At 68.4% G+C, this 21,542-nt stretch carries 21 protein-coding genes and 2 riboswitches; of the genes, 9 read left to right on the top strand and 12 right to left on the bottom strand.

Annotated features, from left to right (window positions below; translation table 11 throughout):
* Positions 1-23 precede the first annotated feature (23 nt).
* Complete coding sequence (locus ACLARN_RS30465; protein ID WP_409494920.1) at positions 24-668, bottom strand: LytR C-terminal domain-containing protein; 645 nt, start codon at positions 666-668, stop codon at positions 24-26.
* A complete protein-coding gene (locus ACLARN_RS30460; protein WP_409494919.1) occupies positions 665-976 on the bottom strand; it encodes a DUF3263 domain-containing protein in 312 nt (103 codons plus the stop codon). Before ACLARN_RS30460 ends, ACLARN_RS30465 begins: the two co-directional genes overlap by 4 nt.
* A 158-nt stretch (positions 977-1,134) precedes the next feature.
* On the opposite strand from ACLARN_RS30460, the gene ACLARN_RS30455 reads away from it, so the two are divergent.
* Positions 1,135-1,707 (top strand): peptide deformylase, encoded by a 573-nt coding sequence (locus ACLARN_RS30455; RefSeq protein ID WP_409494918.1) that lies wholly within the window; start codon positions 1,135-1,137, stop codon positions 1,705-1,707.
* 324 nt (positions 1,708-2,031) lie between these two features.
* On the opposite strand, the gene ACLARN_RS30450 is transcribed toward ACLARN_RS30455, so the two are convergent.
* Positions 2,032-4,200, bottom strand: a complete 2,169-nt coding sequence (locus ACLARN_RS30450) for a glycoside hydrolase family 15 protein (protein ID WP_409494917.1) — start codon at positions 4,198-4,200, stop codon at positions 2,032-2,034.
* Positions 4,201-4,442: 242 nt separating this feature from the next.
* A riboswitch (TPP riboswitch) is annotated at positions 4,443-4,573 on the top strand.
* A gap of 47 nt (positions 4,574-4,620) precedes the next feature.
* Between ACLARN_RS30450 and thiC the strand changes: the two genes are divergently transcribed.
* Positions 4,621-6,225, top strand: a complete 1,605-nt coding sequence (gene thiC, locus ACLARN_RS30445; RefSeq protein WP_409494916.1) for a phosphomethylpyrimidine synthase ThiC — start codon at positions 4,621-4,623, stop codon at positions 6,223-6,225.
* On the top strand, positions 6,222-7,043 hold the full coding sequence (gene thiD / locus ACLARN_RS30440; protein WP_409494915.1) for a bifunctional hydroxymethylpyrimidine kinase/phosphomethylpyrimidine kinase: 822 nt from the start codon (positions 6,222-6,224) through the stop codon (positions 7,041-7,043). The genes thiC and thiD (ACLARN_RS30440) overlap by 4 nt, the downstream gene beginning before the upstream one ends.
* 63 nt (positions 7,044-7,106) lie before the next feature.
* On the opposite strand, the gene ACLARN_RS30435 is transcribed toward thiD (ACLARN_RS30440), so the two are convergent.
* Positions 7,107-8,624, bottom strand: a complete 1,518-nt coding sequence (locus ACLARN_RS30435; protein WP_409494914.1) for an alkaline phosphatase family protein — start codon at positions 8,622-8,624, stop codon at positions 7,107-7,109.
* Between the two features lie 95 nt (positions 8,625-8,719).
* Positions 8,720-9,118, bottom strand: a complete 399-nt coding sequence (locus ACLARN_RS30430; protein ID WP_409494913.1) for a winged helix-turn-helix transcriptional regulator — start codon at positions 9,116-9,118, stop codon at positions 8,720-8,722.
* 89 nt (positions 9,119-9,207) lie between these two features.
* Between ACLARN_RS30430 and ACLARN_RS30425 the strand changes: the two genes are divergently transcribed.
* Positions 9,208-10,131 (top strand): NADP-dependent oxidoreductase, encoded by a 924-nt coding sequence (locus ACLARN_RS30425; RefSeq protein WP_409494912.1) that lies wholly within the window; start codon positions 9,208-9,210, stop codon positions 10,129-10,131.
* 23 nt (positions 10,132-10,154) lie between these two features.
* On the top strand, positions 10,155-10,985 hold the full coding sequence (gene thiD, locus ACLARN_RS30420) for a bifunctional hydroxymethylpyrimidine kinase/phosphomethylpyrimidine kinase (RefSeq protein ID WP_409494911.1): 831 nt from the start codon (positions 10,155-10,157) through the stop codon (positions 10,983-10,985).
* Positions 10,986-11,352: 367 nt separating this feature from the next.
* Here the strand turns inward: thiD (ACLARN_RS30420) and ACLARN_RS30415 are convergent, their stop codons facing one another.
* The 4 genes from ACLARN_RS30415 to thiO form a co-directional block, all read right to left on the bottom strand.
* Positions 11,353-11,787, bottom strand: coding sequence for a MarR family winged helix-turn-helix transcriptional regulator (locus tag ACLARN_RS30415; RefSeq protein WP_409494910.1), 435 nt, complete (start codon positions 11,785-11,787; stop codon positions 11,353-11,355).
* Positions 11,788-11,895: 108 nt separating this feature from the next.
* The gene (locus ACLARN_RS30410) at positions 11,896-12,654 is read right to left on the bottom strand and encodes a thiazole synthase (RefSeq protein WP_409494909.1); all 759 of its coding nucleotides are present in this window, start codon (positions 12,652-12,654) and stop codon (positions 11,896-11,898) included.
* A gap of 1 nt (position 12,655) precedes the next feature.
* Entirely contained in the window at positions 12,656-12,856 is a 201-nt protein-coding gene (gene thiS, locus ACLARN_RS30405; RefSeq protein ID WP_005160548.1) for a sulfur carrier protein ThiS, read from the bottom strand.
* A complete protein-coding gene (gene thiO, locus ACLARN_RS30400) occupies positions 12,856-13,926 on the bottom strand; it encodes a glycine oxidase ThiO (RefSeq protein ID WP_409494908.1) in 1,071 nt (356 codons plus the stop codon). Before thiO ends, thiS begins: the two co-directional genes overlap by 1 nt.
* Positions 13,920-14,027, bottom strand: a riboswitch (TPP riboswitch). (Overlaps the previous gene by 7 nt.)
* A gap of 30 nt (positions 14,028-14,057) precedes the next feature.
* On the opposite strand from thiO, the gene thiE reads away from it, so the two are divergent.
* A complete protein-coding gene (gene thiE, locus ACLARN_RS30395) occupies positions 14,058-14,723 on the top strand; it encodes a thiamine phosphate synthase (protein ID WP_409494907.1) in 666 nt (221 codons plus the stop codon).
* A 9-nt stretch (positions 14,724-14,732) separates the two neighbouring features.
* Here thiE and ACLARN_RS30390 read toward each other — a convergent pair whose 3' ends face one another.
* Positions 14,733-15,443 carry a hypothetical protein gene (locus ACLARN_RS30390; RefSeq protein ID WP_409494906.1) on the bottom strand — a complete coding sequence of 237 codons (711 nt, stop codon included), beginning with the start codon at positions 15,441-15,443 and terminating at the stop codon, positions 14,733-14,735.
* Positions 15,444-15,594: 151 nt separating this feature from the next.
* Here ACLARN_RS30390 and ACLARN_RS30385 point away from each other — a divergent pair, with 151 nt between their 5' ends.
* Positions 15,595-16,533 (top strand): threonine/serine dehydratase, encoded by a 939-nt coding sequence (locus ACLARN_RS30385; RefSeq protein ID WP_409494905.1) that lies wholly within the window; start codon positions 15,595-15,597, stop codon positions 16,531-16,533.
* A 321-nt stretch (positions 16,534-16,854) separates the two neighbouring features.
* Here ACLARN_RS30385 and ACLARN_RS30380 read toward each other — a convergent pair whose 3' ends face one another.
* A complete protein-coding gene (locus ACLARN_RS30380; RefSeq protein ID WP_409494904.1) occupies positions 16,855-18,366 on the bottom strand; it encodes an MFS transporter in 1,512 nt (503 codons plus the stop codon).
* Positions 18,367-18,606: 240 nt separating this feature from the next.
* Positions 18,607-19,371, bottom strand: a complete 765-nt coding sequence (locus ACLARN_RS30375; RefSeq protein ID WP_409494903.1) for a GntR family transcriptional regulator — start codon at positions 19,369-19,371, stop codon at positions 18,607-18,609.
* 140 nt (positions 19,372-19,511) lie between these two features.
* Here ACLARN_RS30375 and ACLARN_RS30370 point away from each other — a divergent pair, with 140 nt between their 5' ends.
* Together ACLARN_RS30370 and ACLARN_RS30365 are read left to right on the top strand one after the other, a co-directional pair.
* Positions 19,512-20,555 (top strand): SIS domain-containing protein, encoded by a 1,044-nt coding sequence (locus tag ACLARN_RS30370; protein ID WP_409494902.1) that lies wholly within the window; start codon positions 19,512-19,514, stop codon positions 20,553-20,555.
* The gene (locus tag ACLARN_RS30365; RefSeq protein ID WP_409494901.1) at positions 20,552-21,502 is read left to right on the top strand and encodes an N-acetylglucosamine kinase; all 951 of its coding nucleotides are present in this window, start codon (positions 20,552-20,554) and stop codon (positions 21,500-21,502) included. Before ACLARN_RS30370 ends, ACLARN_RS30365 begins: the two co-directional genes overlap by 4 nt.
* Positions 21,503-21,542: the final 40 nt, after the last annotated feature.

Genomic DNA, 21,542 nt, shown 5'->3' with positions numbered 1-21,542 from the left:
AAGAGGGCCTTTCACGTACCAGGCTAGGAGCCGGCTTTGTCGTTGGTTTCGTAATCCTTGGTGAGGATGACGATCACGCCCGGGGCCGCGTTCTGGATGCCCTCGAACCTCGGCAAGGCTTCGATGCCGAACTCCAGCGCCAACGCCTTCGCGGCGGCTTCCTCGTCGGTGCCCGGCCGGTAGTAGGCCGCGCTCTTCTCGAGCCTGCCCTGGTGCGGGCCGATCTCGGTGACGTTCCAGCCGGAGGCGCGGAAGTCTTTCGCGCCCTTGTCGGCGAGGCCCTGGATCGTGCTGTTGTTGTAGACGCGGACGGTCACCCACTTGTGCGACGCCTGCTGATCGCCACCGGGCTGCCCCGGACCGGGCTGGCCGGTCTGCCCTGGCTGACCCGGCTGGCTCCCGGGCGGCGCGGAGCTCGCGGGCGCGCTCGACGGCGGGGCCGACGAGGCGGGCGGTGAGCTGGCCGGAGGCGAACCCGGCCCCGGGGACGAAGGCGGGGTCGCGCCGTCCGAGGTCGTGGGCGTGGTGCCGGGCGGCGTCGCCGTGTCCGAGTCACCGCCGCCGGTGGTCAGGGTGATCCCGCCGATCACGGCGGCGATCACGGCGACACCGACCAAGGCCAGTCCGGCGGCCTTCATCGGCCGGGACAGGCCCGAAAACAGACTCATGAGAGATCGATCCCCAGTCGCCGGGCCGCGCGATTGCGCTGCCGGGCCGCTCGCGTCTTGCGCAGGCGCTTCACCAGCATCGGATCAGCCTGCATGGCTTCGGTCTTCTCGAGCAGCCGGTTCAGCAGCTGGTAATACCGCGTCGACGACATCGAGAAACGTTCACGGATGGCCTGTTCCTTCGCGCCGGCGTACTTCCACCACTGCCGTTCGAAAGCGAGCATGTCGAGCTCGCGCTCGCTGAGGCCGTTCACGGTCTCCGACGGGGGCGGCTGGTCGGGCTCGGCCATCGACTCCGCGGCGTCCATCCGACTCCTCGCAATCAGGTCAGTGCTCGGCGGGCGTGAAACCACAGGCTTGTCATTCCGCGGCGCCATTAGACCACGGATCCAGCGCCCGGCCTCGGTATCGGCGTCGGCGCGTCATGGGTAAGGGTGTACCAGAAGGGTCCGACTAAACTGCGCGCGTGACCGTCCATCCCATCGTGATCGCCGGCGAGCCCGTGCTGCACAACCCGACTCGGGAGATCACCGAGTTCGACGACAAGCTGCGCACGCTCATCGACGACATGTTCGAGACCATGTACGCCGCCGAAGGGGTCGGCCTCGCGGCCAACCAGATCGGCCTCGACCTGCGGGTCTTCGTCTACGACTGCCCCGACGACGAGGGCACGCGCCACAAGGGCGTCGTGGTGAACCCGAAGCTCGAGACGTCGGAGATCCCGGAGACGATGCCGGACCCGGACGACGACTGGGAAGGCTGCCTGTCGGCCCCCGGTGAGTCGTACCCGACCGGACGCGCTTCGTGGGCGAAGGTCACCGGCTTCGACGTCGACGGTAATCCGATCGAGGTGGAGGGCACCGGTTACCTCGCGCGCTGCCTCCAGCACGAGACCGATCACCTGGACGGCTTCATCTACCTCGACCGGCTCGTCGGACGCCACGCGCGGGCGGCGAAGAAGATGCTGAAGTCGAACAAGTGGGGCGTTCCGGGCAACTCCTGGCTGCCCGAAGCGGCGCCCGAGCCCGCCGACGACTGACCCCAGCGGGTGAGATGAACGGGACTTTCATGGCAAATTTTGCCATGAAAGTCCCGTTCATCTCAGTGCCCGCAGGACCGTGAAGGCCTCCTTGAGGGACCCAGGGTCCCTCAAAGTTCCCCTCACTCGTCCCGGGACAGCACCTCTGGTCACAGCTACCCCGCTAGCCACAACGACGGCCCCTGAAGGCCCCCTTCCCTCAGCTCAGCCAAGGAAACGCGACCTTCACACCTTCCCAAGTACATGAAGGCCCCCTTCCTTGCGCCTAGCGCAAGGAAGGGGGCCTTCATGTACTTCAAGCGGCGCCGGTACCGAGCGCGGGACTCAGCACTCCAGGAAGTGGCACCGCACCACCCGCGGCTGCTCGATCACCTTCCCGGCCTCCACCGACCAGGCGAGCCGGAGGTACTGGGCGTGCGTCCAGGCCAGCGGCGTCGCGGAGGCCGTTGGCGTACCCGCCGGGAAGCCCGTTTGACCCGAAGGCGCGTTCTCGTCCCAGACCTGCTCCGGCATGGTGTCGCCGGAGCTGCTGACGCGACCCAGATCGCGAAGTCGCTTCGCGGCCGTACCCCGGTCCCCCGCGGCGAGGTCGTACTCGCCGCGTTCCCCCGCGAGCAGCGGCCAGAGTCGCCCGAAAGTGGTCCGGCTCTCGGCCGGGAACGTGTAGTCCCACGGTGAGCCGTCGGCCTTCTCGCCGTAGCCGTCCTTCGTGTAGCGGTGCCAGAACTGACCCGTCGGAGTGGTGAACGCGATGTCGGCGTCGGTGACCTTGACGCTATTCCGGATCACCGGATCGTCGGCCCGGTAGATGCCCAGCCTCACCAGTTCGAGGAATCCGGCGTCGGTCACGGCACGCTGGTCCATGGTCACGCTCGAATTGCCCAGGTTGTACTTCGTGCCGCTGTTCGCGTCGCCGTCCTTGGTCAGCCGGACGAAGTACGGATCCTTCGACAGCGGACCGTTCGTGGTCACCGTCCACCGGGCGAGTTTCGCCTTGAACGCGTCGGCGGTGCCGAGATAGCGCTTCGCGTCGGCGGCGGCGCCGTTCGCCTTGGCGAGATCCGCCGCGCAGACCAGTCCGGCGATCACCGCGGCGATCGTCGAAGGCGAGTAGCCGTCCTGTTCTTCCCAGCGCTCCTGCTGACTGTACGGCGACGCGTGACCGTTGTCCGCCTTGTAGGACAACAGGAATTCCGCCGCCTTGCGCACGCCCTGCCAGGTTTTGGCGTCGGTGCGGCCGAGTTGCTGCGCGAGCACGATCGGCAGCGCGGTCTCGTCGAGCTGGATGGACTTCCAGTACGGCGTGCCGTCGACGTGACTGTTCTGCGGCAGATGCCCGTCCGGCAGCTGCTGCGTGCCGAACATGTAGTCGACCGACCGGTTGGCGGCGTCGCGGTCACCGGCGGCGAGCAGGCCGGTCGCGATCTGGTAGAGGTCGCGCGGCCAGACCAGGTGGTAGGTGCCTGACGGCGACCATTCCGGATCGTTGTTGCCGAAGCGCCAAGGCATGCTCGGCGACGCGATGAGCGCCCCCTGGTGGATCTTGTCCTCACTCGCCGCGAGCATGAGCACGGACGCCTGGTAGAGGTCCCGTTCCTGCTTGGTCTTGAGGGACGACGGCACGTCCTTCACCTGACGGAGGTACTGCTTCCAGCCGCGGTCGTACGCACGGGCGGCGTCGGCGAATCCTCGTCGTTGTGAGGCCTTCGCGTTGGCGAGCGCCTCGGAGTCCTTCGCGCCCATGCCGAGCGAAAGCGTGAAGTCCCGCGAGCGGACACCATCGGCGGACGTCTGCCCGGTCAGCAGCACGTTGCCCTTGGCCGCGCTCGCGTAATCCTTGAGTGTGAACGACTTCGTCAGCTGGGTGATGCCGTCGGAGGAACCCGCGTAACCCACGGAAGTGCGCGAGAACGCCGGTTCGGCGGTCAGCGCGGCCGCGGTCTTCGCGTCGGACGCCACCGTGTTCACCCCATCGGAGCGTGCGGAGTCGTCGGATCCCTCGTTGGTGAGATCGGGGTCCGCGACCGCGTACACCTGATACGGGCGGCCGGTCAGCGAGACGAAGTCGACGTCGATCAGCACACTCGCGCGCGCCGGGTCGGTGACGTAGGTCTTGCGGAGTTTCCAGCGGCGCTGATCGTCGGTGATGGTCTGCTCGTAGGTGAGGCCGCCGATGCGGCGCACCTGCTGCGACTTGGCCGAGGAATCGACGGCGGCGAAACTCTTCCCGTCGGTGACGACCAGGTCGAGGGAGCGGACGCTCGGCGTCGACAGGTCCGGGTAGTAGACCTCGGAGAGGCGACCACCCTGCAAGGTGAACCAGACGTTGCTCGCCCGGTCGCGGGCGGTGCCGAAGCCGGTCTTGTCCGCCGGGAGCCAGCTCGGATGGGCGCCGGGGGCTCCGGGCGCCTCACCTCCCTGTGCCGTCGCCACCGCCGGGACCAGGCCGGCGATCAGCACGCCTGCCAGTGCCGGGAGCATGAATTTCCGCATAACCACCCCAGACTTCTGTAACGGTGCAGAACCCCAGAATTCTGTCGTGAATCCCGTGCGAGCACATGCTCCAAACCGGTGAACCGCTAACGCTGTCGACTTGTCGATCACGCAAGTAGAGGACTAGTTGCGGCAGTTGCCCGCGCATCGACCGCAACTAGTCCTCTACTTGCGGCTTCGGAGTGACCGATCCCCCGGAGGGTTGATTGCGGGAGCCTCCGCGTGGCATGGTCGGGGCACAACCAAACAACCGCGGGAGCTCGCGCCATGGCGGGCTGAGAGGGCGGCTGGTGTCTTTCTAGAAGACCCGGTGCCGCCGACCGCATGAACCTGACCGGGTAATGCCGGCGTAGGGAGTGAACGTCGTTGACGACGCTTGACAGTGCCTTTGAAAAGGGTACCCAGAACGTCACGCCGACCGTGACCACCGGGCCCATCACCGGTTCCCGCAAGGTCTACAACCAGACGGAATCCGGTCTCCGGGTGCCCGCCCGGCGGATCGACCTTTCCAATGGCGAGCATTTCGATGTTTACGACACCTCTGGTCCGTACACCGACGACGACGTGCAGATCGATGTCCACAGTGGACTTCATCGGCTGCGCGCGGGCTGGGCGGACGGCCGCGAGCACAACACCCAGCTCGGCTGGGCAAAACAGGGCGTCATCACCCGCGAAATGGAGTACATCGCGGTACGCGAGCGGTGCACCCCGGAATTCGTGCGGGACGAGGTCGCGCGCGGCCGCGCGGTGATCCCCGCCAACCGCAAGCACCCGGAGAGCGAGCCGATGATCATCGGCAAGAACTTCCTGGTGAAGATCAACGCCAACATGGGCAACTCGGCCGTCTGGTCCTCCGTGGAGGAGGAAGTCGACAAGATGGTGTGGGCCACCCGCTGGGGTTCCGACACCATCATGGATCTCTCCACCGGCAAGCGGATCCACGAAACCCGTGAGTGGATCGTCCGCAACTCGCCGGTCCCGGTCGGCACCGTGCCGATCTACCAGGCGCTGGAAAAGGTCGACGGTGAACCGGAAAAACTGTCGTGGGAGATCTACCGCGACACCATCATCGAGCAGTGCGAACAGGGTGTCGACTACGTCACCGTGCACGCCGGCGTGCTGCTGCGCTACATCCCGCTGACCGCACGCCGGGTCACCGGCATCGTCTCGCGCGGCGGCTCGATCATGGCCGCCTGGTGCCTCGCGCACCACAAGGAATCTTTCCTGTACACCAATTTCGCCGAACTCTGCGAGATCCTGCGCGAGTACGACGTCACCTTCTCCCTCGGTGACGGACTGCGTCCCGGCTCGATCGCCGACGCGAACGACCGCGCGCAGTTCGCCGAACTGGAGACGCTGGGCGAGCTCACGCACATCGCCCGCGAACACGACGTCCAGGTGATGATCGAGGGCCCCGGCCACGTGCCGATGCACAAGATCAAGGAGAACGTCGAACTCGAGGAGGAGCTGACCGGCGAGGCGCCGTTCTACACCCTCGGCCCGCTCACGACCGACATCGCGCCGGGTTACGACCACATCACCTCGGCCATCGGCGCGGCGCAGATCGGCTGGTACGGCACGGCGATGCTCTGCTACGTCACGCCGAAGGAGCACCTCGGCCTGCCGAACCGCGACGACGTCAAGACCGGCGTCATCACCTACAAGATCGCCGCGCACGCCGCCGACCTCGCCAAGGGGCACCAGTACGCGCAGGAGTGGGACGACGAGCTTTCCAAGGCCCGCTTCGAATTCCGCTGGAACGACCAATTCAACCTGTCGCTGGACCCGGACACCGCGCGTTCGTTCCACGACGAGACGCTGCCCGCGGAACCGGCGAAGACGGCGCACTTCTGCTCGATGTGCGGGCCGAAGTTCTGCTCGATGCGCATCACGCAGGACGTCCGCAAGTACGCCGAGGAACACGGACTGTCCACTGTGGAAGCGATCGAAGCGGGCATGTCCGAGAAGTCGACCGAATTCGCCGAGCAGGGCAACAAGGTCTACCTGCCGGTGGTCAATCAGTGACGGAAACCCCCAGGACCGCCCTCACCATCGCCGGCTCCGATTCCGGTGGTGGTGCGGGCATCCAGGCTGACCTGCGGACCTTTTTCGCCAACGGTGTGCACGGGATGGTCGCGCTCACCGCGGTCACCGTGCAGAACTCGCTGGGCGTGCAGGGCTTCAGTGAGATCCCCGTCGACGTCGTCACCGGCCAGATCAAGGCCGTCGCGACCGACATGGGCGTCGACGCCGCGAAAACGGGAATGCTCGCGACGGCCGAGATCATCAACGCCGTCGCCAAGACGCTCGACGAGGTCCACATCGGACGGAATACTTCGACGCCGTTCGTCGTGGACCCCGTCGCCGCTTCGATGACCGGGCACGCACTGCTGCGCGAGGAGGCGCTGGAGGCGATCCGCACCGAACTCTTCCCGCGCGCCACGCTGATCACCCCGAACCTCGACGAGGTGCGGCTGCTGACCGGCGTCGCCGTGACCGGTCCGGCGACCCAGAGGGAAGCGGCGGAAGCGTTGCTGGAGTTCGGTTCCGAGTGGGTGCTGGTGAAGGGCGGGCACCTCGACGCGGCCCAGGACTGCGTGGACCTGCTGTCCGACGGCGAAACGTGGATCGAGCTGAGCGGGCCGCGGTTCGACACGCGGAACACGCACGGCGGCGGGGACACGATGGCTTCCGCGATCACGTCTTCGCTGGCGAAGGGTTCCGACGTGCCTACCGCGGTCAGTGAAGGGAAACGCTTTATCGAGCGTTGTGTGGCGGAGTCGTATCCGCTGGGGGCGGGCGTCGGCCCGGTTTCACCCTTCTGGCGGCTGAGCGAGGCCTGAAGCGTGCAATGAAGGGGCCTTTCATAGCAAATTTTGCTATGAAAGGCCCCTTCATTGCACGCGTTACCGAGTCGTGACCCTGGGAGCGTCCACGGCCCAGTACCAGTTGTTGCCCGCCGCGTAGAGCCGCCAGGTCAGCTTCACCGAACGAGCACCGGCGGGCACCTTGACCGAAGCCGACGTCGGCACCGAAAGCACATCGCCGCCCTTGTTCGCCGTACCCGATTCCGGGCCGTAGGCCAGCACGCTCTGCTCGGGGCCGCCGTCGAACGACGCCGTCAGCGCGCCCCGCTGCGTCCCGTCCTGCCGGTAGTGCGAGACGAACGAGACGTCCACAGTGGACTTACCGCTGACATCGAGCCCCGGCGAGACCAGCGAAGAGTCGAAGGTTCCACGCGAAGAAGGCGAACCCTTGTCGTCCCACTCGTCCGGGTCGGCGACCGCGAAGACACCGCGCGCCCGGGCGTTCGCCTCGCGCTGCTGGCCGGGCGCCGTCCGGGTCCAGAAGTCGTCGTTGGTGAAGGACCAGCCCTGCCATTCCGCGACCCCGGCGGGCATTCCGGACGCGTTCCGCACGGTCCAGCCGCCCGGCGCGTCGTGCGTCCAGCCGAGAACTCCCGCCGGGACACCGGTTTCGTCCTGGCGAGGCTTCAAAACAGCCGTGTCGAAGACGTCCGAAGGCGCGGCGCCGAGAGGGTAGCCGTCGTAGACCGCCGGAGCCGCGACGCCGAGGTGCCGCAACACCGTGGGCGCGATGTCGACGATCTTCGGTGCCACAGCGGGTGTTCCGGCCGGGACCGCGCCGCCCGCGGCGATCACGAACGTCATCCGTTCCTCAGGCGTGTCGCCGCCGTGGCCGCCCGAAGGCGTGTGGCCGTGGTCGGCGGAGATCATGATCAGCCAGTCCTCGTTTGCACGGTTCGACCGTGCGTCGACGGCGGCCAGCAAGCGGCCGATCAGCGCGTCGTCGGTGCGCAGGGAGGCTTCGTACTGCGGGGAATCCGCACCGTGGTCGTGGCCCGCGATGTCGGTCTGTCCGAAGTAGACGAACGACGCGTCGGCCTTGTCCTGCTTGAGGTGCTTCTCCGCGTCGACGGCGACCTGCTCGTCCGTCTTCTCGTAGCCGGCGCTGTCGCCGTTCTGGACGAACTTGCGGTCCTGCCCGGTGCGCAGGATCTTGTCGCTGATCGGCGTCCAGTCGACAGCCGCGTAGGTGTCGAGAGCCGGGTTCGCGGTTTCAGCGCGGGCGAGCCAGCTCGGGTGCGAGGCGAGGTCGTTGCCGGTGAAGGAATTGTCCTTCACCTTGTGCTTGTCCGGCCAGACGCCGGTGAGGATCGTGGACCAGCCAGGACCGCTGACCGTCGGCGCCATCCCGCTCCCGTACAAGGAACTCCGCGAGGCGTACCCACGCTGGACCAAAGCGTGGACGTTGGGGGTGTCGGCGGCCATCAGCTTGTCGAACCGGGCGCCGTCGAGGCCGATGACCAGCACCTTCGGCGCCTTGGCCTCGGCCGCCGCGACGCCGGCGGTTAGACCGGCGACGGCCACCACGGCCGACAGGAGGGAAAGCGTTCTACGCACAAAAGCCTCCGGGTAACTTGTTCGAACCAATTGTTCGCCAAGTTAGTGCGCCGAATCGACTTCCCGATGAAGTCCGGGTGCCCGCCGGACGGACTTCAGCCGACGGGCTCCAGCACGCGCGAGTCGTAGGCCTTGCGGGATTCCAGGATCCCGTCGAAGTTGCCGACCGACCATTCGCTGACCGCCATGAGCAACGTGCCCGCGCTCGAACCACGTTCGGTCAGCGCGTACTCGACGGTCGGCGGCGTGGTCGGGTACACCGTCCGAGTGACCAAGCCGTCGCGTTCGAGGGCGCGCAGGTTCTGGGTCAGCATCTTCTGACTGATCCCGCCGACCGCGCGGCGCAGTTCACCGAACCGGTGCGGCCGCCGCGAGAGCGCGCCGAGCACCAGCGCGGTCCACTTGTTGGCGAGCAGATCGAGGACGTCTCGGCACGGACAGTTCCGCAGGTAGATGTCCCACGGCGATTCCGGCACTTCACAGGTGGTATCCATCAGGTACCTAGTTTACCCGTAAGTGCCTTCTAGCGAGAAGTGACCAAGGCGCCGAGGATGGAGTCACAAGAACGAGTAAGGAGCTTTCGATGCGCATCGTGACCCAGCAGCGGCTTGGTGGCCCTGAAGTACTGGAGGTGACCGAGACCGACCGTCCGGCGCCCGGCCCGACCGAGGTGCTCGTGCGGGTGCGCGCCGCGGGCATCAATCCGGTCGACTGGAAGACCCGCGCGTACGGCGTCTTCATGGGCGAGCCGCCGTTCGTCCTCGGCTGGGACGTCTCCGGGGTGGTGGAGGAACTCGGCGTCGGGACGACGCGGTTCGCGGTCGGCGACGAGGTCCTCGGCTTCCCGTGGTTCCCCCGGCAGGCCGGTGGCTACGGCGAATACGTGACGGCCCCCGCCCGCCAGTTCGTGCGCAAACCCGCGAACCTCACCCACGAGGAGGCAGCCGGACTGCCGCTCGCCGGGCTCACCGCGTGGCAGGGTCTCGTGGACATCGCCGACATCCAGCCAGGACAGCGCGTGCTGATCGACGCGGCCGCGGGCGGGGTGGGGCATCTCGCCGTCCAGGTGGCGAAGGCGCGCGGCGCGTACGTCCTCGGTACGGCGAGCGCCGGGAAGCACGGCTTCCTCCGCGAACTCGGTGTCGACGAACCGATCGACTACCGCGACGACAACGCGACCGCGTCCGAGGTGGACGTCGTCTTCGGGCTGGTCGGCGAGCAGAGCGACCTGCGCTGGCTGGACGCGGTGAAGCCGGGCGGCCTGCTCATCGCGGTTCCCGGCGGCGTGAGCGAAGCCGTCACCGCGAAGGCCGAAAAGCTGGGCGTACGGACGTCGGGGATGCTCGCCGAACCCGACCAGCTCGGCCTGCTGGCGCTGACCGAACTGATCGAGAAGGGCGAATTGCGCATCCACGTCGACCAGACCTTCCCGCTCGAAGACGTCGCGAAGGCGCACGAAGTCGGCGAAGGTGGCAGGACAACCGGGAAGCTCGTCCTGACCCTCTGAGATCGCGCGTGGAAAATGGACCCATGAGCGAGAATCCGAGCCCGCCGTCGGCGCTGACCATCGCAGGCTCCGACTCCGGCGGCGCCGCCGGTCTGCAGGCTGACCTGCGCACGTTCCTCACCTGCGGAGTGCATGGCCTGGTCGCGGTGACCGCGGTGACCGTCCAGAACACCCTCGGTGTGCACGACCGCACCGACATCCCGGCGCACATCGTCGCCGGGCAGATCGAGGCCGTCGCCGCCGACATGGGCGTCAACGCGGCCAAGACCGGCATGCTCGCCTCGGCCGAGATCATCCACGCCGTCGCCGCGGCCTGCGACAAGGCGGAAATCGGGCGCGACCGGAAAGTGCCGTTCGTGGTCGACCCGGTCGCCGCGTCGATGCACGGACATCCCCTGTTCGACGAGGACGGCCTGGTGGCGCTGCGGGACGAGCTCCTGCCCCGCGCGACCGTCCTCACGCCGAACCTCGACGAGGTCCGGCTGCTGACCGGGATGACCGTGACCACCCGCGAACAAATGCATCAGGCTGCGGTCGTCCTGCACCGGCTGGGCCCGAAGTACGTGCTCGTGAAGAGCGGTCACCTCGTTTCGGATCCCGAGTGCGTCGACGTGCTCTTCGATGGCTCCACGTTCGTCGAACTGCCCGGCGAGCGGTTCGCGACCCAGCACACGCACGGCGCCGGGGACACGATGGCGTCGGCGTTGACGGCCGGCCTCGCGAAGGGCATGTCCGTCGTGGAGGCCGCGCGCTACGGCAAGTGGTTCGTCTCACACGCGGTCGAAAACGCCTACCCCATGGGCGCGAAGGTCGGTCCGGTTTCGGCGTTTTGGCGGCTTGCGCCGGAGCAGTGAGCACACGGCCGGTTACTGCGCCTGACTGCTAGTGTCGTGCGTCAGAAATTCGCGCCGTAAATTGGTGCAGGAATCCGGTCACCGATCGCTGGATGAACCCCACCTGCTCGTGAGGTTGGTGGGATTATTTACCACTCATGGCCCACTCGCCCGACCTGCCGCCGCCGCTCGCAGTCCCGTCAGGACCCGTTTTCGCCAACGACGCCGGACCTGATGTGTCGCGAAAGCCACTTTCGGGACGTCAGGTGTCGCGAAAGTGGCTTTCGCGACACGTGCTGGGCGGCTGGGCGCACGGTACGCCGAACAGCGGGACACAACACCGGAATCTGAGGCACGAACTTAAGCCGCGAACTAACGAATCACCACACTAGAACTTCTCGTCCGCGATAAGCGCTTCAAGCGCCGGAAGAGCCGCCGCGAGCGCCGCCTGATGCTCAGGAGTCAGCCGTTCGAGGCGCATGCCCAGCTCGTGCACGCGCGTCGAACGGACGCCGGAAACCAGCCTTTCGCCCTCTTCGGTCGCCTCCGCGAGCCAGGCCCGCCTGTCGATCGGGTCCGACTCACGGCTGACGTAGCCGGCTTCGACCAGCGAAGCGACGATCCTCGACATGGTCGCCGCGGCGACGCCTTCCTTCGCCGCGAGATCACCCAGACGAAGCTGACCGTAGTTCACGAGCGTCGCGAGCGCGGAAATCGCACCGTGGCCTGGTCCGGGCACCCCCGCCTGGCGCAGTGACCGGGACAACCGGCCCACCGCCAGGAACAATCTGCCCGAAACATCCTGGACCGCTGACGTGGTCACCACTGGCTCCTCTGGGTACACGGCGGCGGTGCGCCGCCGGAGAGTGCCGTCAACCATACGGGCTTCCGGTGCGTACTCGCTGTCAAGTCCGTGAACCGTACAAAAGGGTTATCGGGGCGGACTGGAGGCGTGCGCCCAGAACCGCTGCGGGATCCGTCCCGCCCCCGCGGCCAGCCGTCCGGCGGTGACGGCCGCGCGCATCGCCGACGCCATCCGTTCCGGATCCGCGGCCCTGGTCACGGCGGTGGAGAGCAGCACGGCGTCGCAGCCGAGCTCCATCGCCAGCGTCGCGTCCGAGGCGGTGCCGATACCGGCGTCGAGGATCACCGGGACACCCGCGCGCGACACGATCAGCTCGATGTTGTGCGGGTTCCGGATGCCGAGGCCGGTGCCGATGGGCGCGCCGAGCGGCATCACGGCCGCGCAGCCCGCCTCCTCCAGCCGCAGCGCCAGCACCGGGTCGTCGTTGGTGTACGCCAGGACGGTGAAGCCGTCCGCGGTGAGCTGTTCGGCCGCTTCGAGGGTCTCGAAGGGGTCCGGCAGCAGCGTGCGGTCGTCGGCGTGGACCTCCAGCTTGATGAGGTCGGTTTCGAGTGCTTCGCGGGCGAGCCGGGCGGTGAGGACGGCTTCCGCGGCCGTCCGGCAGCCGGCGGTGTTGGGCAGCAGGCGGATGCCGAGCCGCCGAAGCAGCTCGAGGACGCCGGAGCCGCCTTCGGCGTCGGCCTTGCGCATCGCGACGGTGGTCAGTTCCGTGCCGGACGCCACCAGCGCGCGTTCCACCACGGCGAGGTTCGCCGCGCCGCCGGTGCCGATGATCAGTCGAGACGTGAGTTTGTGCTCGCCGATGACGAGGTGGTCGCCGTCCATTTCAGCCTCCTTGCACAGCGGTGAGGATGTCGACGCTGGCGCCCTTGCGCACCACCGCTTCCGGCCATTCGCCGCGCCGGACGACCACGCCGTCCACCGCGACCGCGACCCCTTTCGTCGCCGTGCCCAGCGCCTCGAGCACGCCCTCGACGGTGGTCCCGTCGGGGAACTCGCGCCACTGGCCGTTGACCTGGATCTCCATCACACCCGCTCCTCGCTTCGCCGCGACGGCGTGGCCGCCGCGACCTCGTCCGGCAACGGCCCGCCGTCCAGCCACGCGACCGCGGCGTCCGCGGTGAGCGGGGCCATCAGGAGGCCGTTGCGATGGTGGCCCGTCGCGGCGAAGACTCCTTCGCCGAGCTCGCCGATGAAGGGCATCGTGTCGACACTCGCCGCGCGAAGCCCGGCTGCGGTCTCGACGAGTTCGTATTCGGCGATGCCCGGGAGGACGCGCTCCGCGCCTTCGAGCAGCTCGCGGACCCCGCGCGCGGTGACGGTCTCCTCGAAACCGGCCTCGTACTGGGTCGCGCCGAGTACGACCTCGCCGTCTTCGCGCGGGACAAGGTAGATCGGGCGGCCCTCGACCATCGCGCGGACGGTCCGGCGCGGCGGCGGCAGGCAACCCCGGCGCGGCCTCAACCGGAGGATTTCGCCCTTCAGCGGGCGGACGGCGTCGGCGAGCGCGGGGTGCAGGCGTCCGGTCCAAGCGCCCGCGGCGAGGACGACGTGACCGAGTCCTTCGAGGCCGGTGACGGTCTCGTGGCGGAACTCGACTCCGTGCCTGCCGCAGGCGTGTTTGAGCGCGTGGAGCAGCCTTCTGTTGTCCACGGCCAGATCCCCGGGTACGAGCAGTCCACTTCGGACGGATCCGGCGAGACCGGGCTCGGCGCGACGGGCCTCGCGGCCGGTCAGCTGCTCGACCTCGCGGCCGAGTTCGGCGAGGTACGCGGCGAGCATTTCGAGGTTGCCCGCGTCGGCGCTGTCCAGCGCGACGACGAGCGTGCCGTGCGGTGAAAGACCCGGGTCGACGCCCTCTTCGGCCAGGTCACGGGCGAAATCCGGCCAGCGCCGCAGCGACGCCTCGCCGAGGGTGAGGACATCCTCCTCGCCGGGCCAGGCCTCGGTGACCGGCGCGAGCATGCCGCCCGCGAGCCACGACGCGCCACGCCCCGGATCGGGGTCGAACACGGTGACGCGATGGCCGCGCACGGCCGCACGCCAAGCGACCGACAGACCGATGACCCCGCCGCCGACTACCGAAAGTTCCTTCATGAACGCACGCTCCCTGCGCCGGCATGACCCGGATCAGGTTCCACGGTCGGAGCGGTGTCGGCTCCCTCTCAGCCCGTCCTCGGGCTCCCGTGCGGACCACCCCACCGTAGCGCGCGGGTACCGTCGCCGCCATGCCCACCCTGTCTGGTCAACAGATCCGCGCCCGGCTCGCGGATGCCCGCCTGTACCTCTGCACCGACGCCCGGTCCGGCCGCGGCGACCTCGCCGAATTCGCCGACGCGGCGCTGGCGGGCGGCGTCGACATCATCCAGCTGAGGGACAAGACCGGCGGTGCCCCGATCGAGGCGAAACACGAGATAACGGCGCTGGAAGTGCTCGCGGAAGCGTGCGAAAAGCACGGCAAACTGCTGGCGGTGAACGACCGCGCGGACGTCGCGCTCGCCGTCGGCGCGCACGTGCTGCACCTGGGCCAGGACGACATCCCGGTGCCGCTGGCGCGTCGCGTTCTCGGCGACGACGTGGTGATCGGCCGGTCGACCCATTCGGCCGAACAGGCCAAGGCCGCCGCCGAGGAGCCCGGCGTGGACTACTTCTGCACCGGCCCATGCTGGCCGACGCCGACGAAGCCGGGCCGGTCCGCCCCAGGGCTCGACCTGGTGCGTTCCACCGCGGCTTTCGGGACGTCGCGGCCGTGGTTCGCGATCGGCGGGATCGACGCCGGACGGCTGCCCGAGGTGCTGGACGCGGGGGCGTCGCGGATCGTCGTCGTCCGGGCGATCACCGAGGCCGAAGACCCCGAAGCGGCCGCCCGCACCCTCCGCGCCTCCCTCGCCTGACCGGAGGGGTCAGGGCGCGGGGGTGCCGGAGGCGGGGGCCGAAGGGGTCGTCGGGGGCGCCTGAGAGGTCGACGGAGTCGTCGAGGGCGTCGTCGGAGGGGCCTGGGTGGTCGTGGGAGCCGTCGGCGTCGTCGACGGGGTCGGCGTGCTCGAAGGCGTCTTCTCGGGCTGGTTGTCCTCGGTCTCCGAAGGGGACGTCGCCGGCGGAGCGTCTTGCTTGTCCTGCCGCTCCTGGGCCTGCCCGCCGCCGATGATCTTCCCTATGGTCGTCCCGTTCCCGCCGCCGAAGGTCTTGCCGGTCGCGCCCTCGAAGCCGGTGATCGCGACGAGCGCCACCACGAACGCCACCACGCTGACCCCGGCGATCACCGCCCAGCGCGGCTTGAACTTCCGCTCGGAGGACTCTTCATCCTCCGCCGGGGTGAGCCGGACAGTCTCTTGCTCCGACGGGTCGAGCACCCGGCGCCGTCCCGGCACCGTCAGCACGACGCGCGCCTTCAGTGCCGCGTCCTTCGTGCGTTGCAGCGAACGCAGGTACAGCTCGCCGCCGAGCGTCGTGATGACACTCGCCAGCCCCGCGCCGGCCACCGTTCCCGCGACGCCGAGCGTGGAACCCAGCAGCGCCGCGGTGATCGCGGCCATCGCGGCCGCCGTCACCTGGACGATCCTCCCCTGCTTTTCCGTCTTTTCGGTGTCCTTCTCGGAAGTCTCCTTGGTCATGATCCCGTTCTGCAAGCTAGTCGATCCTCACTCGGTCCTAACGAATAAGGCGCACGGGATGCTCCCTTCGTTGTCCACACGTGAGGAGCGCCACGCCGTCTGTCCAAAAAGGACTGTCCAGGTTTCACGATTCCTTGACATAATCGGGCGTATGGAACTGGTCTCAATCGAGGAAATCCGCGACGCGGCGAGCCGGATCAAAGGCGCCGCCGTACGCACGCCGTTGCTGGAACAGTCGTGGGCCCCGTTGTGGCTCAAGCCGGAGAGCTTGCAACCGATCGGCGCTTTCAAGGTTCGCGGCGCGTACAATGCGATCGCCGCACTGGACGAAGATCAGCGCGCTCGCGGCGTTGTCGCGTTTTCCAGTGGCAACCACGCGCAAGCGGTCGCCTACGCGGCGAAACGGTTCGGAATTCCCGCGGTGATCATCGTTCCGGACGTCGCACCGCGCGCCAAGGTCGAAGCGACCAAAGCGCTCGGCGCCGAAGTCATCGAGGTCCCGATCGACCGCCAGCAGTCCTCCGCGTTCGCCGTCGCCGACGAACGGGACCTCTCCATGATCCCGCCGTTCGACCACCGCGACGTCATCGCCGGACAGGGCACCGTCGGCCTGGAGATCGCCGAAGACCTGCCGGACGCCGGCGTCGTACTCGTCCCGCTCAGCGGCGGCGGGCTCGCCTCGGGCGTCGGCACGGCGATCAAGGCACTGCTCCCCGACGCGAAGGTCATCGGCGTCGAGCCCGAACTCGCGGCGGACACCGCCGAAGGGCTGCGCGCGGGCAGGCGGATCGAATGGCCGATGGACCTGCGGGCGCGGACCATCGCCGACGGCCTGCGCGCCCAGCCGTCGGACCTGACCTTCGCCCACCTCCAGTCGGTACTGGACGACGTCATCACGGTTTCCGAGGAGGAGATCCGGGAGACCGTCCGGACGCTGGCGCACCGCGCCCGCCTGATCGCCGAACCGAGCGGCGCCACCGCGACCGCCGCGTACCTGTTCCACCGCGGCGAACTGCCCGAGGGCAAGACCGTTTCCGTCGTCTCCGGCGGCAACATGGACCCGGCCACGCTGGCCGGACTGCTGGCCTAGATGAGTGACTCCGTGAAGATCGCGTGAAGTGCAACCCCGCGGGAATCCTTCCCTTGGCTGTCCATAAAGGACACTAGCTGTGTCGAATTGGTCGATTGATCATCGACTGCCCGTATTACCGGGTCTGCGAGGCCTCCTCAAGGACGCGAACCAAAGTCGTGAAGGCCTCCTTGCCTACCTTGAGGGTAAGCAAGGAGGCCTTCACGACCTTGGCGATACGGACATGCGGCATCTAATCGGACGATTTGACTCGCAAAGCGTCCTCTATGGGCAGTCACAGCGCCTCACTGAGCTTCACGTGATTTTCACGGAATCAACCGTCTAGGTCGGGTGACCGCCGGGGCGGACGTGTGTCGGCGGCGAGTCGACCCCGCAGTGGAGACACTCGCCGGGGTGCGGTGATTCTTCGTCGACCGGTTCATCCGAAGGCGTGTCGAGGACACCGTTGTGGATGCCGAGCGCGATCAGCCCGCCCCCGATCGCCAGCGCCGCGCACACCAGCAACGCCGTCCGCCAGCCCGAGGTCAGCGCCACCGGATCCGTGTAGGCGGCGCCGGACAGTCCGGCGACGGCGGGCAGTACGGCGATCGCGAGCAGCCCGCCGGACCGCGCGATGGCGTTGTTGACGCCGGACGCCACCCCGGCGTAGCGGTCCGGCGCGGCGGCGAGCACGGTCGCGGTCACCGGCGCGACGACCGTCGCCAGCCCGGCACCGAACACGACGACGGCGGGCAGCACCGAGCCGAGGTACGTCGATCCCGGCCCGACACGCATCAGCAGGAGCATCCCGACACCGACCAGGATCGGGCCGGCGACCAGTTGCGCCCGCGGCCCGATCCGCTGCGCCAGCGCGCCCGACCGGCCGGAGAACAGCAGCATGATCACGGTGATCGGCAGCCCGGCGAGCCCGGCCGCGGTCGGCGAATAGCCGAGCGACACCTGCAACTGCATGACCATCAGCATCATCACGCCGCCGAGCGCCGCGTAGACGACGAAGGTGAGCGCGTTGGCGAGGCTGAACGTCCGGTCGCGGAACAGTTTCGGCGGCACCAACGGGTCGGCGGAGCGATGCTGGATCACCAGGAACGCCGCCAGCCCCGCGACGCCGAGCACGATGGAGACCAGGACGACGACGTCCCCGATGCCGCGTCCCGGAGCCTCGACCAGCGCACCGGTCAGCCCGGCGAGCCCGATCGCGCCGACGGCGGCCGCGGTGAAGTCCGGATGCCCGGTCGCCTCCTCGTCGCGGGACTCGGGCACGTAGCGCTTGGCGAGCAGGACGCAGACGGCGGCCAGCGGCAGGTTGATCAGGAACGCCAGCCGCCACGACCACACCTGCACCAGCACGCCGCCGAGCAGCGGGCCGATCGCCGCCGCGATCCCACCGAGCCCGGACCACGCGCCGATCGCGCGGGCCCGGTCGTCGTGGGCGAAGGACGCTTGCAGGATCGCGAGCGAACCGGGCGTGAGCAAAGCTCCCCCGATCCCCTGGAGGATCCGGGTCGCGACGAGCATCTCGGTCGTCGTCGCGGCGGCGCACAGTCCCGACGCGATCCCGAACCAGACGACGCCGACGATGAACATCCGGCGGCGCCCGTAGCGGTCGCCGAGCGAACCGGCGACGAGGATCAGCGCGGCGAGCGCGAGCAGGTAGCCGTCGAGGATCCATTGCAGGCCCGCGACGGACGCGTCGAGTTCTTCGCCGATCCGCGGCAAGGCGACGTTGATGATCGTCCCGTCGAGCATCGCCATGCCCGAACCCACGATGGTCGTCGCGAGCACTCCGCGCGCCACCGGCGTCCCCCAGCGGATGCCCGCCGCCCCGTCACTCATAAGACGAACTGAATCACGACCGGGGACACCGGGCCATCCCGGAAATACCTGACGCGTCAGAGAATTAAGTAGCGAAGCCACTGGAACCGGCGGACCTGACTCCCCGAAAGCGCGTCAGCGCGACGGGGAGTCCGCACAGGCGCGCCCTCTTTTGGCCGAAGGCCACGGAAACGTTTTGTAGGGCGCCCTTCAAGATCACCGCGAGTTCACTTCGGTCCAGCGCCCTGCGAAACGTTTCCGTCAGCGCGCCTCAGGCAAGAGCGTCGTGACGAACTTGTAACGATCGCCACGGTAGATCGCGCGGGCGAACTCGACAGGCTTTCCGTCGGTGGCGAAAGAATGCCTCGAAAGGAGCAACATCGGCATTCCGACATCGGCGCCGAGCATCTCCGCCTCGTGCGGTCCGGCAAGCGCTGTCTCGATCGTTTCCTCGGCCCTTTCCAGCTCCACGCCGTAGTGCTCCCTCAGCACGGCGTACAGCGAACCACCTGCGGAAACATGTTTGCGCAAACCGCGGAACCGGCCGAGGGGGAGATGCGTGGTCTCCAGCGCCATCGGCTGCGAATCGGCCAGCCGGAGACGGCGAAGGCGAAGGATCTTCGCGCCGACCCGGATTCCGAGCAGTTTCGCCAGATCGGCCTCCACCGGCAGTTCGTCGATCTCCAGGAGCTTCGACGACGGCTTGAGACCCTGCTTGCGCATGTCCTCGGTGTAGGACGACAACTGAAGGCGCTGCGCGAGTTTCGGCTCGGCGGCGAAAGTGCCCTTGCCCTGCACGCGGTGGAGCCTGCCCTCGGCGGTCAGGTCGGCGAGCGCCTGCCGGACCGTGGTGCGCGAAACGGTGAATTCCCCCGCCAGTGCCCGTTCCGTCGGAATCGGCGAGCCCGGCGGCAACGCGTCGAGCAGATCGAGCAGGTGCTGTTTCAGCGCCCAGTACTTGGGTTCGCGCTGTCCGCGCATCCCTGCCGTAGCGCCCGCCTCACCCGCGGTGGTTGTCTCCAGCATGACCGACTCCCTAAGCCTTCCCACTCAAACGCGCACCGTCCCCGCTAGGAAACGTACCCTTCACCACAAACGTCCATTCGGGCTAGCATTGGTCTAGACCTACTCGGGGGACGAAGTACGTCCCGGTCGAAGGGAACGAGATGACCGAACAGCGCCCCGGCGAGCACATGGCCGCGGAGATCTCCCAGCAACCCGCCATTCTGGCAGGAATCGTGGAGCGACAGGCCGAAATCGCCGAGGTGGCCGAAGCCATCTCCAAGCGCCCGCCCAGGTTCGCACTGCTCGCCGCCCGCGGCTCCAGCGACCACGCCGCCCTGTATGCGAAGTACCTGATCGAAGTACTCCTCGGTCTCCCCTGCGGTCTCGTCTCGCCCTCCACCGCGACTTTGTACGGCGCCCGTCCCGATCTGCGGGACGTTCTCTTCATCACAGTAAGCCAAAGCGGTGGTTCCCCGGATCTCATCGAGGTCACCGAAACCGCGCGTCGCCAGGGAGCGCTGACCGTCTCGGTCACCAACACCCCGGAATCCCCGTTGCGCGCCGCCGCCGAACTCGGCGTCGACATCGGCGCCGGGCTCGAAAAAGCCGTGGCCGCCACGAAGACCTACTCGGCCACCTTGCTCTCCCTTTACCTGCTGATCGACGCGGTCCGCGGCGGCACGGGCGAGGACGCGGCGAAGCTGGGCGAACTCGCGCAGCAGACCCTCGACAACGCCGACGAAGGCGTGCGGCGCGCGGTGGACCGCTACCGGTTCGTCGACCGGGTGCTCACCACCGGCCGCGGCTACTCCTACGCCTCGGCGCTGGAAGGTTCCCTGAAATTGGCCGAAACCAGTTACCTCGCGGCCCGCGCGTACAGCGGCGCGGACCTGTTGCACGGTCCGGTCGCCGCGGTCGACGGCGAGACCGCGGTGCTCGCCGTGACGAGCCAGGGACACGGCGTCGGCGCGATGCAGGAGGTCCTCGAAGCCGTCGGCAAACGCGGCGCGGACGTGCTCGCGGTCGGTTCCGCTTCAGCCGACGTTCCCGCGGCGCTGCGGATCGGTGTCGCCCCTTCGGCCGAAGAGGTCGCCCCGATCCTGGAGATCCTGCCCATCCAGCGGATCGCGCTCGGCCTTTCGCTGGCGCGCGGCGGTGACCCGGACAGCCCCCGCGGGCTGCTCAAGGTGACCAAGACCCGGTGACGCATGTCGTAGGTGTGGACGCCGGAGGCACGTCGACGCGAGCGATCGTGCTCGACGCCTCCGGCGCCGTCCTCGGTTCCGGACGCGCGGGCGGGGCGAATCCCAACTCCCATCCGCCCGCCGAAGCCGCGGCGCGGATCGCGAGCGCGATCACCGGCGCGCTGGGCGGGCTGGACCCGGCGGCGACGGCGGCGTGTGTCGTCGGCATGGCGGGCGTCAGCAAACTGAGCGATCCCGCGATCGCGGAGATCTTCGCCGCCGCTTGGAAGAACGCGGGAATCAGTCCTGTGCGGACGGTCCCCGACTCCGAAGTCGCCTACGCGTCGGCCACTTCCGCGCCGGACGGTTCGGTACTCGTGGCCGGCACCGGCTCGATCGCCGGACGGGTCCGGGGCAGGCGGATGGTTTCCACCGTCGGCGGGTACGGCTGGTTGCTCGGTGACGAAGGCTCGGCCTATTGGCTCGGCCGCGAAGCCGTTCGCTCCACTTTGGATACTTTGAGCCTCGGTGGCGAACTCGGCCCGCTCGCGGGCGCCGTACTCGCCGAAGCGCTCGGACCGTCCGCAGTGGACCCGGCGAACGACCGGTCCGCGCTGTGGCGCGCGCTCATCACGAACGCCAACGCCGAGGCGCCGATCCGGCTCGCCAGGTTCGCCCCGTTCGTCAGCGAGGCCGACCGTGACGGCGACCCGGCGGCGGACGACATCACCACCCGCGCGGCCGCCCTGCTGGTGACGAACGTCATGGCCGCGCGGGAACCCGGCGAGAACACGCCGATCGTCCTCGTAGGCAGTGTGTTGTCACCGGATGGCCCGGTCGGGGCGAAAGTCCGCGCCGAACTCACCGGGTTCGAGGTCCTGACCAGCACCGACGGCGTACTCGGTGCCGCGTGGCTCGCCGCCGTCGACGCGTACGGCGAAGGGGCGCCGCGGCCGGCGCACCCGTGAAAAACACCAAAAAAGAGCCCTAAAAGACCAAACCATCGAC

The organism is Amycolatopsis sp. cmx-11-12 (genome assembly GCF_046269425.1).
GTDB lineage: Bacteria > Actinomycetota > Actinomycetes > Mycobacteriales > Pseudonocardiaceae > Amycolatopsis.
Note: the sequence above shows the minus strand (reverse complement) of the source record. Positions and strands in the feature narration are given on the sequence as shown.